A 14,233-nucleotide genomic window follows, 5' to 3' on the forward strand; every position below is an offset into this window, starting at 1 on the left:
CTCAGCCATGCGGTATCATGGTGCGCGCCCTCATCGTTGAAGCGCTCACCTGGACACCTCTAAAAACCCCCTGCGGCCGCCTCCATGCAGACTCCAAGATATTGATATTGCTTGAGCCCTAACGTGCTTTGGGGAGGTTTTTAGAGGTGTCCACCTGCATCGAAGCTAGCGTTTGATTTCCCCATCTAGAACCTGAATGAGACGGGCGATCCTTTTATTGCTTTCCAGTGCCTGTCTTGTCTCGAGGCCACCCTGGGCAAAGTGCTCGAAGGAAGCTGCAACGAAACTTGGTAGGTCCATCAACGGAACCTCCACATCTCGCCTATTGGTATAGGAAGATCTGAAGACAAGGCTTCCTTCGATTTCAATCCTCCTGCCAATCTCAGGATAAAGAGGCCAGACGGGCAGTGTCTGAAGATGATCTAGCAATGCATCGCCTAAGGCAAGATTGCGTTCAATATCGAACACTTGATTTTGTTTAATAAAATTATTTATAGTATCGGATATGACAAACTGTTTTGGGTGATTTATGTTATGCATAAATATCCTGCTTTTCCATCTTCTGATTAATAATTCTGATTCTATGTTGAATTTTCTCAGATTATCTTGCAAAAGTCTCAGAGATTTATCGTATTCATCAAAGTACTCAGCAAGAGCGTAGACATAACTATTGAACAAAGTGCAGGTGCGTTGGGGTGACAGCCCGAGGTAGAAGGCGGCCGCACAGAGAGCGGATGAATAGCTGCCCATCGGCCCCTGCAAAGGGCCTTTGGAATTGTAGATGTACACGCAGTCTGGATGGAAGCCGTTGAAGACGATCGCGGGTATCTCTAAGACCTTGGTTGATCCGCGAGCTGCCAGCTCAGGGATATTCAACACATCTTTCTTTGCGGCACTCAGCGCATTGTAAAGCACCACGTCGGCCGACAGGATGCTGCTGCGAAGCTCATCACCCTGTTGCGCGATGAACTGCTCAGATCCTGAAAACCGGTCAACTTGTGCGTTTGGCATCCAGAATTTGATCGCATCGGCAGCCGTTGTCGTCTGGCAGTTGCCTATCACCACGACGCGCATACGACCTTTAGCCTGCTGTTGTGGCCGAGCGATCATGCGTGAGGCCGATGAGTTCGATTGACTAGACGGCGTTGGTTCACTTGAACTCGACGGAAGCGGGTCCTCCGAACGCGTCTCCTGTGGCCTGTGCAAAAGGCGCTCGCAAATGATCTGCCACTTAGGCAGCAGGGCTGCTGCAATCTGTGCATGACCATTCGCAGATATATGGGTCGCATCCATCAACCACGGTCCGCCATCCACGCGGATGCGGCTCGGATCATCAGGAATCTTGGCGACCTCCTCCACATCGAGGATATCCAGAAGGCCCGGATGAACCAGCTCTCGAAGCCACTGATTTGTGGCAATGCGAAGAGCACTCGAGGCAGCCGGTACTTGGTCTTCAATAGGGGCGTGGTTTGCAGCTGTTGCAGCCAATGTTGGATGACCCAGGAGGACAACAGAGGGAAATCCAAGGCCCCAGAAGAAATCCAAGGCTCGCACGTAGCGGCCTTTGATTTGATCAAGGGTAATCCCAGTGACCGAGATGTCATTCAATCCCAAGCCCATCGTTACGAAGGAGGGGCGTGTCCGCAGGAGGTACTCTCGCCGGAAGTTCGGCGTCCTCAACATTTTTCGGATGTTGTCGCCGACGACGGCTGCATTCGCGTAGGGGATGCCCGCAGCATACAGTGATTTCTGGAGCAGCCCTGCATCAAACAGTGGCGCAGCAGCTGTGTCACCTTGCCCCGCGGCGGTGGAAGAGCCGATAATAACCGTGGATACGCACTGGTCGGCTGGGATGCCAAGAACCGCTGTCGGGCGTGGGATCTTCGCTTGGTTCAGGCGTCGCAGAGGGGCTGTAGAGTCGATCCAGTCAGCGACGCCCCACCCTTCGCCCTTGGGAGCCACCGACATGTTTCCGACGGGCCATTTAAGCCCGGATGTGGCTACCCCGGTTCTCTGCCGGACGTAGATGTCTGATCCTCTAGTGAACTGAACTTGCACCGGATCGCTTTCGACCTCAGCGCCTGGTTCAAGGGTCACTGTTCTCCCATCATGGGATACAGGAATCCCCAGACCCTGAGCATTGAAAAACGTCACTGGTACCGGGCTTGCGGGATCCTGCTCTACCGACGCTTTCACGGTAAACGCGTCGGTTGGTGTCACCTCAGACACGATCGAGCCAATCTGCCGATTAGAAAACACCAGGATGATCGAGTGGCAGTCCACCAAACAGGGGTGCCAGGATCGATAGGAAAGATTTTGGTGCGCACCAGAGGATAAGGAGCCGGTAAAGAAGTCATTCCGTGCAGTAACCAAACAGCGGCTCTTACCCATTTCTGCATCCATGGTGTTGTAGGGCGTCTCAGCAGGAATCCGTGAAGTGTTACCATGAACTGGGCTACTTAGAAGATGCTCACCATCTGGATACCTCCAGAAACCCTGAGGCTCTGATGGATGATGGCGTTTGAGGCTGGTGATGACGCGGTTGCGTTTGCGCATTCCGGGGGAGCGGCGGTGACTGGCCTGCTTGCATGCCGCTACGCTGGCGCGACCTTGCCGCTCAACCGGACGGGGCGTTTTATGTTGTAGGCAAGTTTGGCGAGGCCAATCCTCACCTGCGCCCTAGCGATGCTGATGGTGCGCACGACGAGCGCCATCGGACCCTTCTGCCGCGCAAAGACATGGTCGACGACCGAGTGCACCGCCGATTTACGGGCATTGGCCCGCCATGTCCGCGCCGCCATCGGCCGCCCCGGCGGCTTCTTGCGGTGGATGCGCGAGACCAGGCCGCGTTCAACCAGCCACGCCTCGTTCTTTGCCGAGCGATAAGTCTGCTTATCAGGCCTAACCTAAAGAGAGTTTCCTGGTGCCACGGTTCGTTGCCGCAGTGCATGTCAGCAGCCGACCCGGAACGGACGTTGGAGGTGTCTGCTTGAGATATCTCTTAACCCTACCAGAGACTGGTCTGCCGCGAGGGATGCTACTGAGGACCTTGACCAGTAAGTACCTGGATGTAACATGCAGGTGCGGCGATGGTGTAATGGAAACACGCCTTCGGGAGTATAACCAGGTTCGATTCCTGGTCGCCAAAGCGCATGCAAACGTGCGCTTTGGCGACCAGGAAGCGCTGTCGCCTAACACCGGAGACGAGTGTGCCTGCCAGTGTCTCAGACCTTTATAAGGCTCACGTCAAGAACCTTCGTGCTGTTGAGGCGGGCATCGCTCAGATTGAGCGAGACCTAAACCGAGCACTAGCGGAAGAGAACGTCTCTTTAGCTGAGACACTAAAGAAGTTGTTGTTATTCCTGGTCGGGGCTTGGGCAGAGTGCCGTCTCAAGAAGCTAATCTACGAGGCTCAAGGCTTCAGCAGTGCCAATCGAGAGTTGATTTTGGCTGAGAGAACTCAAGCGGCCCGGTGGAAGCGGGCCTTAGAGATCGGCTATCGGAAAAGGTACAACATCCCAAGGGCGCCGTTGTCGGAATCGACGCTTCCTGGAACTGCCTGGTTCCGGCTCACCGCCATCCAAAAGATACTTTCAGAATATTTAGAGCCAATAATAGGGCTGCGAAATACATTGGCGCATGGTCAATGGGAACGGCCGCTCAATTCGGATGAAACAGAAATTTCAGGATCTTTGATAGCGCAGATGAACCAAGAGAATGCGCTGACGATTAAGTTCAAAATGTCCTTGATTGAAAGTACATCCGCTTTGATTCACGATCTAGTTTCTGCCACGTCGTTTGAACGTGACTTCGACGTCCACTATAGACATGCAATGACTGCCCGCACCAATCTTAGTAGACGCTCATATGAGAAGTGGAGAGCCTCCATGGTGGAGAAAAAGGTGCGCGGCAGGTTAAAGCGAGATGCTGCTATCGCCGCCCTTTCGTAGTTGTTCGAAGCTCAACTTTTCGATCTACCTTCGATTATGAGTCAGAAGGCTACTTTCGCTTTCGGCATTAGGGCCTGTGACGGCTTTCCACCCTTCTTCGACATTGGTCGGCGACCCTAGGCACGCGATGTTGGCTTACCATGCAACTCAGCTGTACAAGAGTGGGAGGTGGTCGGTCTGGCGGCGTAAGTTTTGCTGGAGCCTCAGCGCCAGGGAGCATAGGCATGACGCAGGACTGCGCCGCCGCCGAATGTCGCGCCCACGTGCTCGCTCCGACAAGCCCTGTGCCACTGAAGCCATCCGCACCATTATGGCCCGCCCTCCCCTGCCCGCCGCCGTCCAGGCCAGACGGCGCGCGTGTCGAGAGACGCTGCCACTAGTCCTGGGATATCCCGGGCGGCGGGTAGACAACCTGCCAAAACAGCAGCCCGGCCGGGCAGGTCGAGCCTGTTGACTGGCGACCGGCAGAGCGCGGACCGACCATGGATTAGATTGAGACAGAGAAGCGGGTGAAGGGGTAAGCAAACAAGCTAGAAAGCTTTCTTGCTTACATGAAAGCTTTCTTTCCGAACTTACGTTTGCGTTGCCAAAAGTCTTATGCTTTCATCTGGAATATGAAAGAAAGCCTGCTGGCATGTAAGCAAGCCGGCTTGCAAGCAAGGGGCACGGGCTTGAAAACCATCGTCATTGCGAGCCAGAAGGGCGGGGTGGGCAAAACCACCCTGACCGGCCACCTCGCCGTTGAGGCGGAACGCCAGGGCATCGGTTCAGTCGCCATGATCGACACCGACCCCCAGGGCAACCTCTCGGGTTGGTTCAAAGTCCGGGAGGCCGAGACGCCAGCTCTGGTCCGCGTGCTGCCAGATGGCCTGCGCGCCACCCTTAAGGCCCTCGATGATGCCGGCATTGATCTGTGCATGATCGACACGCCGCCGGCCATTACCGAAAGCATCGCATCCACGGTCGCCGAGGCGGACCTTGTGCTGATCCCGGCCAAGCCATCGCCGCACGATCTGCGGGCAGTCGGCGCCACGGTGGACATCGTGGAGCGGGCCAAGAAGCCGATGGTGTTCGTGGTCAATCAGGCGGTGGCCCGATCCAAGCTCAAGACCGACGCGGTGCGCGCCCTCTCCCAGCACGGCCCCCTCGCGCCGATCGACATCCATAACCGGGTGGACTTCGCCGCTTCCATGACGGACGGCAGGACTGCTGGCGAGATCGACCCGAAGTCCGCGGCGGCCGGGGAGATCGCTGAACTCTGGACCTATATCGCAACCCGGCTTGAGAGGGTGAGCAAGTGATGAGCCAAGCGCCGAAGCCTGCCGCGCGGCTGACCCCGGACCTGCTGGTGCGGAAGGGAGAGGTCAGCGCCGAGCCGCCCCGTCAGGCCGAGAGTGACCCACTCGTGCAGTTCACCTCGCGGGTGAAGATGAGCACCGTGGGCCGGCTGCGCGAGTATGCCCATCGCTCGCAGACCTCGAAGCAGGAAATCGTTGAGGCGGCGCTTCAGGAATATCTAGGGAAAATGGGTGGTTAGCAGCCCTTTCTTGAATGTAAGCAAGTAAGCATGTAAGCAATCAAGAATGCATGTAAGCGCCTGAAATTATTAGGCTTGTCATACAAGAGCGCGGCTGGAATCATTCCTTTCCGCCGCGCACTCCCGCCGGCCAGAAACAGAAAAGGGCCGGCCCCGCCGAAGCAGAACCGACCCCTTCGATACCGAGACTAGCCCGGCGTGTGTGACAACCCCAGGCTATGCGCTCGCTCTCGAAATCGCAAGCCTCTTGCGGTGCGGGGAACCTGCGTCCTGCGGGCTGGTGACAAGCCATGCCCATCCACCACCGCCGGCCAGCGCGCGCCGGCTGTCACCCCGTTGCCGCCTGGCAGCGCCAGCAGCTCGGCCGCCCGGCGCGGCGCGCCATCATGACCACCGCCCGCCGCCTGGAGCGGGCCACCCATCGCCGCGGCTCCGGCCGACACGGCGGCCAGCTGCGCGAGAGCGGCCTGCGCGTTCTGTGGACGCTGCTGCACCGCGGAGAAGGCAGGGCAGGGGCCTGCGATCCCTCCCTGGCCCAGATCGCCCATGAGGCGCTGCTGGCCCGCTCCACCGTGCAGGAGGCAGTCAGGCGCCTAGAGGACGCCGGCATCCTGCTGCGCGTGCCGCGCCGCGCCATGGCGGATGGTCGGTGGGTCCAGGTGACAAATGCCTACCTGTTCCAGGAGCCGGCGCAGTGGCGCGGAGCTTCTGATACCGGCTTCCGGTCAGCCTTAGATTCTGATGAAAAACCAGAAGAAGGGCAGGGGGGAGAAGTGCTCTGGGAGGGCAGCGCCGCGCCTGCGGTCGCGCCGGAGAGGCTGAGGGGGCTGCTGGAAGCAGTCGGGTGGGGGAGCTCGGCCACCATCAGCTAAAAGACTGCCCTATCGAATCTGTTGTTCTCTTTCTGTTCACAGTGTTAGCGTCCGCGCCGGGGGCTTGCTGGGGACAGATATAGAGGTTCGACCATGTTCGTGCAGCCCGTCCCACCGCCTCCGCAGGTGGCTCTCACCTTCCGCGCGGGCCCTCTCTCGCACTGGGAAGGGTGGCTGATCCGCACGCGCTGCGCGGATCCGACCTGCCCGCCCAACCGGCTTGTCTGCGTCGAGGAGCTGGTGGAGGCGCGCGGCGAGATGAGCGTGTCGCAGATGGCCGACCACATGCGCTGCGGCGTCTGCCGCCAGCCGGTGGCCCGCGTGGCGCTGGTGAAGTCCTGCACCGCGGGCGAGGTCATCAATCCGGTACGCGGCCCCGCGTTTTTCTGATGACGGGCTCGGATAAAGGCGGCGGCTACACCGGCGCCGAAACCACTGGCTTCGTCTCCCCGGCCGGAGACCATATCGAGGGACCGATCGACCTGTCGCAGATCCTCGACCTGCGCCGGCCGCATCGCTTCCCGGTCCGCGTGCTGGGCGAGGCGCTGGTGGAGCGCGGCATCCTGCCGGGCGACATCCTCATCACCGACACCGCGGCCGAGCCGCGTCACGGCTCGGTCGCCATCATCATGGTCGGCGGCGAGGTGCTGGTGGCCCAGCTGGCCTTTCGCCGCGGCCAGTGGTGGCTGCGGCCCGGCCGACGCGATCAGCCGCCGGTGCCGGTGGGCGAGGATACCCAGCTCTGGGCGGTGGTGGCCGCCCTGGTGCGCGAGCGGGTGTGAGGCCGGCATGCCGGCCACCTATGGGCTGATCGACGGCAACAGCTTCTACTGCTCCGCCGAGCGGGTCTTCGACCCGGCCCTGCACCGGGTGCCGGTGGTCGTGCTCAGCAACAACGACGGCTGCGCCATCGCCCGTACCCCCGAGGCGAAAGCCCTGGGCATCAGGATGGGCGATCCGTGGCACCTGGTGCGCGGCCGCGCCGAGCTGCGCCCGGTGCGCTGGAGGAGCAGCAACTACGCACTCTACGGCGACATGAGCCGGCGTGTGTACCAGGTACTGGCCGAGCGGGTGCCGCGCGTCGAGCCCTACAGCATCGACGAGATGTTCCTCGACCTCGACGTGCCGCGCGACCTGGCGTCGTTCTGCGCCGGGCTGCGCGCCGCGGTGCTGCGCATCGCCAAGGTGCCGACCTGCGTCGGCTGGGGCCCGACCAAGACCATCGCCAAGCTGGCCAACGGGCTGGCCAAGGATCACGCCGAGCTGGGCGGGCTGTGCGACCTGACCGACCCGGCCGAGCGCGCGGCCTGGTACCAGCGGCTACCGGTCGGCGAGGTGTGGGGCATCGGTAGTCGCACCCAGGAGAAGCTGGCCCGCCTCGGCGTCGCAAGCATCGCCGACTTCATCGACGCCGACCCCCGCGCCATGCGCGACCTGCTGACCGTGGTCGGCGGCCGCGTGCAGGCGGAGCTGCGCGGCACCTCCTGCCTGCCGCTGCAGATGATGGTGGCCACCCGCAAGGGGCTGGCCTGCACCCGCTCCTTCGGCCGGCCGGTGACGCGCTGGTCCGAGATGCGCGAGGCGGTGGCCGCCTACGCGCACCGGGCGGCCGAGAAGCTGCGGGCCGAGGAGCTGGAGGCCTGCCACCCGGCGGTCTTCATGCACACCGACCCGCATGCCAAGGGGGAGCGCTACCAGCACCTGCAGCACGCCGCGCGGATCGAGCCCACCGGCGACAGCCGCGACCTGATCGCCGAGGCCGTGCGCATGGCCGAGGGGCTGTGGCGCGACGGGCTGCGCTACGCCAAGGCGGGGGTGGTGCTGAACGACCTGGTGCCGGCCGGGCAGCAGGCGCGGCTCTTCGCGACGCGTGAGCCGCGGGCCTCGGCGCGCACCATGGCGGTGATGGACGCGATCAACCGCCAGCACGGCGCCGGCACGCTGCGGCCGGCGGCGACCGGTATCGCCCGGAGCTGGAGCACCCGCCGGGCCATGCTGTCGCCGCGCTACACCACGCATATCAGCGAGATCATGCAGGCGACAGCGCTGTGATCAACCTGCGACCTGCCGCTGGAATGCCTCGTAGCTTGAGAGCCAAAAGGCCTTCAGCAACACAGGCTACAAGTTGACCTAACCCAGGACCTGGTCACGCGTAGAGGCCAAGGAAGAGGTCGCCTATGGCCCAGCGCCGACGCAGGGTCTTCCACCGCTGTGCGCGGTGGTAGGCGCGGTCGTGCAGCAGGTGGCAGCGCTGGCAAAGGGCATGAAGGTTGCGCAGGCGGTTGTCGCGCGGGTCGTGGTTCAGGTGCGCGGCAGCCAGGACCGCCTTTGTGGTGCGGATTTGCACCGCGTCGAGCAGATTAGGCCAGCGCGCAGGGCGGTTGCGCCCGTCGCGCCAAGTGCCACTGCGCTCGCAGAACCAGCGCCCATCGGGCAGACAGCGCAGCAGTGCCTTGTGAGGCCGGCCGCAGCGCTCACACCGTCCGCCGGCGCGGCCAAAGCGAACCTCGGCGCTGAGTCTGCGCCAGTGCGGCGGATAAAGAGAACGTAGCTCACGACGGATCGGCATTCTGATGCTGAATTCTCTGCGCCATGACATCGGAGGCGAATGGCAAACACTATTAGGCTGGAAGCGAGTTGGACGGCTACTGAACCGAAACGGCCCTCATGCCCAACCTGCAGAGCCACGCCCTCAAGCGGCGGAGGCATCATAGGTCAGAAGCGTGCGGCAGGTTCACGCCCTATGCGCAAAATCATAAACCGCGGCACAGACCAGTTAGCGGCCTGGCGAACACCCTGCTCAAGAGCCCAAGAAACGCACTGATTAGGGCACCTGCATCCGAACTGAGAATGAGCACGATAGGCGAACAAACAGGGCTTGGGAGAGTCGCTCCCATTGGCAAGCTGCCGCTCAGCTGAGAGGCAGCTTGCTACTACGTCTTCGTTAGCAGGAAGGGATTTGTCAGTGGAGAATTACGAAGGAATATATATGCCGCACAACTTGTTGCCGTCGGGATCGCGGACGTACGCCAAATGTATTGTTCCCATCGCCGATTGGCGAGGCCCTGGCCCATCCTCGATCGAGGTGCCACCGTTGGCGACCGCTACGTCATGGAACTGGCGGACCTGCTCGGCTGAGACGCACGAGAAAGCAACGGTGCTACCGTTAGCGACGGTCGCAGGCTTGTCGTTGATGGGTTCTGTCACGATGAAATTTGCGCCGCGGTCACTGCGGTAGAAAAGCCGAGTGTGACCGCTGCCTGCCATGTTGATCGTGGCCTCATTCACGCCCAGCGTGCCAAGCACGGCATCATAAAAATGCTTGGAGCGTTTGATATCATTAGATCCCACCATCGTATGAAATAGCAAAATCTCTCTCCCTAAAAAGGCCTAAACCGGCTGCGACAGTACTTTTTGATTGCAATGTAAGGCAGCCTGACGGTGGTAGCATCCTCCACGCTGGCCGCACTGTCGACCAGCATCGATACCTGCTTTGATTCGGCTGCGAGCACGGGCAGGCGGATCATTGTGTCACCGATCTTTCTTTGTATAGCTGGGCGCGATAATGAAGGATTATCAAACGCTACGTAGATGACACCAAACTCTTTTTAGCGCTTCGCTACATCTATGCCTCAGTCTAGGATTTTGTCGCGGAGGAAACGGCATGAAACGACTATGGCTAGTGCGGCTGGGCGCGAACTCAGAATTTGAGAATGAGGCCTTGAACAACTCGTTACTCTCGATCGGATTTAAGATGAGTGCCGACCTGAGCAACGCTAAGGATCGCGATGCAGTCCTTAACGTTGTGAAGACTGTTCATCCCGACGCCAAGCCGGGTGCGCAGACAAACTACGCTGCACAAATCAATCAATTTGTTAACACAATGGAAGTTGGTGACTTAGTCGTGTCACCCTTCAAGACACTTGGAACCATTGGCATCGGGGAAATCACAGGACCTTACCAGCGACTTCCTGACGGTCATCCAGCTCGGCCAGTCAAATGGCTTGCGACAGACATCCCCCGTGATGTTTTCATGCAAGACCTCCTGTATAGCTTTGGTGCGATCATGACTGTCTGCGAGATTCAGCGGAATGACGCACTGAAGCGGGTGATCGCTGTAGCGCAGACCCGGAAGGATCCGGGTGACGGGGCTGCCCCCATATTGCCTGGCAAGCCTAATGCATCGAATACAGGGAACCAATCTGCAGAGGCACAAACTATCAACCTCGAGCAAGTCGCTCGTGCTCAAATTGAGCGTCGGATTTCGAGCGTCTTTACAGGCCATAAGTTCACCAACTTGATTGCTGCGATACTGACGGCGCAGGGCTACAAGGTCAGGGTTTCTCCTCCTGGTCCTGACGCTGGCATCGATATCGTGGCAGGGAGAGGAGCCTTAGGCTTTGATGAGCCGCGGCTCGTTGTGCAGGTGAAGTCTGGAGACATTACAGCTGATCAGCCAACCTTACAGAGCCTCCTGGGGTGCGTGCAGGATACCCACGCTAATCAAGGACTCTTGGTAAGTTGGTCTGGCTTCAAGCCGACCGTTCTAAAGCGGACAAACGATCTCTATTTCCGGGTCCGCTTTTGGGGGCGAGACGACATTATGAATGCGCTCTTCAGTGTCTACGAGGAATTGCCTGAAGAGATACGTGCCGAACTGCCGCTACAGCGTATATGGACCCTGGTGCCGGAGAACGAAGAAGGCGGCACTGCATAACGAGCCGAATGACAGGTTACTGGGCCAAGCGTTCTATGCCGGTGTCAATGATAGCTGTTACCCCAGTCAGCCTGATGACACCCTGAGTCAGCGGGACGATGGATAGGCTGCCCGGATCCTCGTGGGTATTCCGGTAAACTATGGCATCAATGTCGTGGGCTTGGAGGACATCGAATGACTCGAGTTCTCGGTCCAGCATCGCTGTTGCCTGCGCCTGACCGATGATACCGCGGGACAGGAACTCGCCCACTAAGTGGTCCACCTCATGCAAGCCGTCTGCAATCTCAAGCGGCTTCTGCGTTCGGATCTCGGCCTCGTAGAGCGTGGGCTGGCCGGGCCCTTCAGGCATGCCCCAGGGACGGGCGGCTTCCGGCAGGTCCAGGACATCGTGCAGGCGCGCCAGGGCAGGTGCACGACTGCCCCAGTGCATGCCGATGAAGCTGCGGATACCGGGGCCAGCGAGGGTGGCGTGGAACCAAGTGCTGTGGTCGGCCAGGGCCCGCAGGAGGGCGCCGTCGATGGTCAGGTCCGCCGCCACATCCGCTCTCCATCGGCCCGGTGGACATGACACATCCAGATGCCTGCTTGGCCAGCCGAGAAGTCGCCGCCGAAACCGAAAGGGGGTATTGGCATCGCAGAAGGCGCAGAAGTGCTCGAAGGAGGGCTCAAGGCAGACAAGGCTGACCCGAGCGGGATCCGGCTGGCTGTAGGGTGTCTTGCTGACGAGGGTGTAGGGCTGCGGGGCTGATCGAACATGGCGGCGGATGGTAGCTGGATCGGCCGGAAGGAGGGTAGGGGCAGCAAAGCTCCTTAAATGAAATCACAGCCGGAGCCGAATTTATGAATGGTTTCGGATCACTGTGAGGGATTTCGGAGGCTGCACCTTTTCCGCGCCCCTTTTCCCACCGTGCTCTTGAACATTTTCGGAGGAAATAGGACAAACAGGATCGATTTCGGAGCTTTCCTATCGCTTCCGGAGGCTTCCCGTCGAACAGGAAGGTTTTCAGATGCTGTCGAAAGTGGAGGGTAGCTTGGTTGGCCAGGCTGCTCTTATCGCGTCTCTGGAGCTTCGACGCCCTCCTCCGGCTGTCATTTCCATGGTCGGAGTTGGAGCCAGGAGAACGGTCACGGAGGACGGGCGAACCGTGGAGCGATATCCGGTTTCGTACCAGCCAGAGGATACCCTGGCTGGCCATTTACGGTTTGCCTTGCGCTACGAGCCCATCGATCTTGGCATCCTCTCCGAGGCATTCGGCTACCGTGCAGCAGCAGAGCAGATAGAAGCCTGGGTCCGATCCGAGCCGACCGGGGCCTACGCCCGCCGCGCCTGGTTCTTGTTTGAATGGCTGACCGGGAAGCAACTGGATCTCCCGGATGCCGGGCCAGTGGGTTACGTGGATGCCCTGGATGCCAAGCTGCACATCATAGCTAAGGGCAGCCCATCTCGTCGCCACAAGGTGACAAACAACATCCTGGGCAGCCCAGGCTTTGCGCCCCTTGTTCGCCGGACCCAGCGGCTCGTGGCCTTCATGAAAGAGGACCTGGCGGCGGAAGCCAGGAACCTTGTTGCCGGTTGTGAGCCCGAGGTCCTGGCCCGAGCCGTGAACTACCTCTACACGAAGGAAACTAAGAGCAGCTTCGCCATCGAGCGCGAAACGGCGACTGGCAAGAAGGCAGAGCGCTTTGTCGCTGCCCTCCGCTCCGCGAAATCGTTCGAGCCAACTGACCCCCAGAGCCTGATTGACCTCCAGAACATCATCGTCGACGCCAGGTATGCTGCGAAGGATCTCAGGGATTTCCAGAACTTCGTAGGGTCAACTGTCGGCGGCTACCGGGAGGAGGTCCACTTCATCTGCCCGCGGCCTGAGGATGTCAGATCCCTGGTCGCAGACTGGGCAGCCATGACCGAAAGGCTAAAGGAAGCCACCGACCCTGTCGTAGCGGCCGCCCTGACAGCGTTCGGCTTCGTCTTCATCCATCCTTTCGAAGACGGCAACGGACGTATCCACCGCTTTCTGATCCATCAGGTTCTCGCTCGGGAAGGCTTCACGCCGCCAAACATCCTATTCCCCGTCTCCGCGGCAATTGTCCGGGATCTCCGGGAATACGATACGGTGCTGGAGACCTTCTCCGGTCCGATCATGCCACATATCGATTGGCACTGGACGCCAGCCCGCGAGATCACGGTCGACAACGACACGGCGCATCTCTACCGGTATTTCGATGCCACACCTCTCGCAGAGTTCCTGTACGCCAAGGTCGCCGCCACCATCCGCAAGGATCTGAAGGAAGAACTGGAATTCGTCGCTGTCTACGATGCCGCCAAGTCGGCAGTGGACGAAATTATCGACATGCCGGATCGGAAGGCGAGCCTTCTTGTCCGCCTGTGCCTACAGAACTCCGGCCGACTCTCCAAGGCGAAGCGGGAGATGTTCAGCGAAATCGAGGACCACGAAATCGAAGCGATCGAGGCTGCCATCCAGGAGATCATCGCGGGACACACCGTGCTGCCGCCGGAGGAAGATTTCACTCCGTGAGAGCGCGCCTGGTGCGGCCGGCCAAAGCTTCGCGGCCGAGGGCTGCTGCCCCCGGCCTCCAGCCATTCATCAGGCTTCCGAAAAAACCGCCTTCTCGCTGGCCATATCCAGGATGTCGAGCTCCGGCAGTGCACGAACGATCTTCATCGTCTCCAGGCTGATTGTGATGACGCGCTGCTATGTTGAAACCTTCTGATTGTGGCGACGCTGCGAGGATATTCGAACTCTGAATGCGAGGTTGTCGATGCGCAGCATGACGAAGCCGGCGGTCGGGGTAGCGCGCGAGGCCTTGGCTGTGGGGCGCCAAACATTCCCGGCCTATGGCAGCCGGACCTCGCGGCATGACTTCACCCAGGCCCAGCTCTTCGCGTTGCTGACGCTGCGCCGTAAGCGCGGCCGGAACACCCTTCTTCCCAATCGTGCCGGTGCTGTGGTGCCTCGCCTTCAGGTGGGGAGCTTCGAGCCGACATTATGGTCGACGTTAATGACGACGCGGGTGGCCGCGGATATCGCCGGGTAGAGGTGCTGACGGGTCCTGGACGCCGTCGCCGGTGGTCGGAGGAGGCCAAGGCGCAGATTGTCGCGGAGACGCTCGCACCCGGCGCCGTCATCGCCGAGGT

Annotated in this window: 14 protein-coding genes and 1 pseudogene; 10 read left to right on the top strand and 5 right to left on the bottom strand. The window is 60.2% G+C overall.

From position 1 onward, the window contains the following. Nucleotides 1–165 precede the first annotated feature (165 nt). Together CR165_RS24695 and CR165_RS25840 are read right to left on the bottom strand one after the other, a co-directional pair. Nucleotides 166–2,556 carry a WcbI family polysaccharide biosynthesis putative acetyltransferase gene (locus CR165_RS24695; RefSeq protein ID WP_146202002.1) on the bottom strand — a complete coding sequence of 797 codons (2,391 nt, stop codon included), beginning with the start codon at nt 2,554–2,556 and terminating at the stop codon, nt 166–168. A gap of 38 nt (nt 2,557–2,594) precedes the next feature. Beyond that, a pseudogene (locus CR165_RS25840) lies at nt 2,595–2,885 on the bottom strand (IS5/IS1182 family transposase); the annotation flags it as partial. Between the two features lie 324 nt (nt 2,886–3,209). Here CR165_RS25840 and CR165_RS24700 point away from each other — a divergent pair. From CR165_RS24700 to CR165_RS22225, 7 genes are all read left to right on the top strand, one after another. Then, nucleotides 3,210–3,950, top strand: coding sequence for a thioredoxin domain-containing protein (locus tag CR165_RS24700; RefSeq protein WP_146202003.1), 741 nt, complete (start codon nt 3,210–3,212; stop codon nt 3,948–3,950). A gap of 671 nt (nt 3,951–4,621) precedes the next feature. Next, nucleotides 4,622–5,251 (top strand): ParA family protein, encoded by a 630-nt coding sequence (locus CR165_RS22200; RefSeq protein WP_181378303.1) that lies wholly within the window; start codon nt 4,622–4,624, stop codon nt 5,249–5,251. Beyond that, nucleotides 5,251–5,487: a hypothetical protein gene (locus CR165_RS22205; RefSeq protein WP_109519095.1), complete on the top strand. Its 237-nt coding sequence runs from the start codon at nt 5,251–5,253 to the stop codon at nt 5,485–5,487. The genes CR165_RS22200 and CR165_RS22205 overlap by 1 nt, the downstream gene beginning before the upstream one ends. Before the next feature lie 386 nt (nt 5,488–5,873). Further along, nucleotides 5,874–6,359: a helix-turn-helix domain-containing protein gene (locus CR165_RS22210; RefSeq protein WP_181378304.1), complete on the top strand. Its 486-nt coding sequence runs from the start codon at nt 5,874–5,876 to the stop codon at nt 6,357–6,359. Between the two features lie 93 nt (nt 6,360–6,452). Continuing rightward, complete coding sequence (locus tag CR165_RS22215) at nt 6,453–6,749, top strand: hypothetical protein (RefSeq protein ID WP_109519097.1); 297 nt, start codon at nt 6,453–6,455, stop codon at nt 6,747–6,749. Continuing rightward, nucleotides 6,749–7,141: a LexA family protein gene (locus CR165_RS22220; protein WP_109519098.1), complete on the top strand. Its 393-nt coding sequence runs from the start codon at nt 6,749–6,751 to the stop codon at nt 7,139–7,141. Before CR165_RS22215 ends, CR165_RS22220 begins: the two co-directional genes overlap by 1 nt. Nucleotides 7,142–7,148: 7 nt before the next feature. After that, entirely contained in the window at nt 7,149–8,411 is a 1,263-nt protein-coding gene (locus CR165_RS22225; RefSeq protein WP_109519099.1) for a Y-family DNA polymerase, read from the top strand. Nucleotides 8,412–8,505: 94 nt separating this feature from the next. Here CR165_RS22225 and CR165_RS22230 read toward each other — a convergent pair whose 3' ends face one another. Next, nucleotides 8,506–8,928, bottom strand: a complete 423-nt coding sequence (locus CR165_RS22230) for a hypothetical protein (protein ID WP_109519100.1) — start codon at nt 8,926–8,928, stop codon at nt 8,506–8,508. Nucleotides 8,929–9,332: 404 nt separating this feature from the next. Continuing rightward, nucleotides 9,333–9,728 carry a VOC family protein gene (locus CR165_RS22235; RefSeq protein ID WP_109519101.1) on the bottom strand — a complete coding sequence of 132 codons (396 nt, stop codon included), beginning with the start codon at nt 9,726–9,728 and terminating at the stop codon, nt 9,333–9,335. 385 nt (nt 9,729–10,113) lie between these two features. Between CR165_RS22235 and CR165_RS22240 the strand changes: the two genes are divergently transcribed. Then, complete coding sequence (locus CR165_RS22240; RefSeq protein ID WP_181378305.1) at nt 10,114–11,076, top strand: restriction endonuclease; 963 nt, start codon at nt 10,114–10,116, stop codon at nt 11,074–11,076. 16 nt (nt 11,077–11,092) lie between these two features. Here the strand turns inward: CR165_RS22240 and CR165_RS22245 are convergent, their stop codons facing one another. Next, complete coding sequence (locus CR165_RS22245) at nt 11,093–11,614, bottom strand: hypothetical protein (protein ID WP_109519103.1); 522 nt, start codon at nt 11,612–11,614, stop codon at nt 11,093–11,095. Nucleotides 11,615–12,083: 469 nt separating this feature from the next. Between CR165_RS22245 and CR165_RS22250 the strand changes: the two genes are divergently transcribed. Together CR165_RS22250 and CR165_RS26170 are read left to right on the top strand one after the other, a co-directional pair. Continuing rightward, the gene (locus tag CR165_RS22250; RefSeq protein ID WP_109519104.1) at nt 12,084–13,613 is read left to right on the top strand and encodes a Fic family protein; all 1,530 of its coding nucleotides are present in this window, start codon (nt 12,084–12,086) and stop codon (nt 13,611–13,613) included. A gap of 471 nt (nt 13,614–14,084) precedes the next feature. Next, a partial coding sequence (locus tag CR165_RS26170) for a transposase (RefSeq protein WP_146202004.1) occupies nt 14,085–14,233 on the top strand: 149 nt, incomplete at its 3' end.

Origin of the sequence: Teichococcus aestuarii (assembly GCF_003116135.1) — a bacterium.
Taxonomy (GTDB): Bacteria; Pseudomonadota; Alphaproteobacteria; order Acetobacterales; family Acetobacteraceae; genus Pseudoroseomonas; species Pseudoroseomonas aestuarii.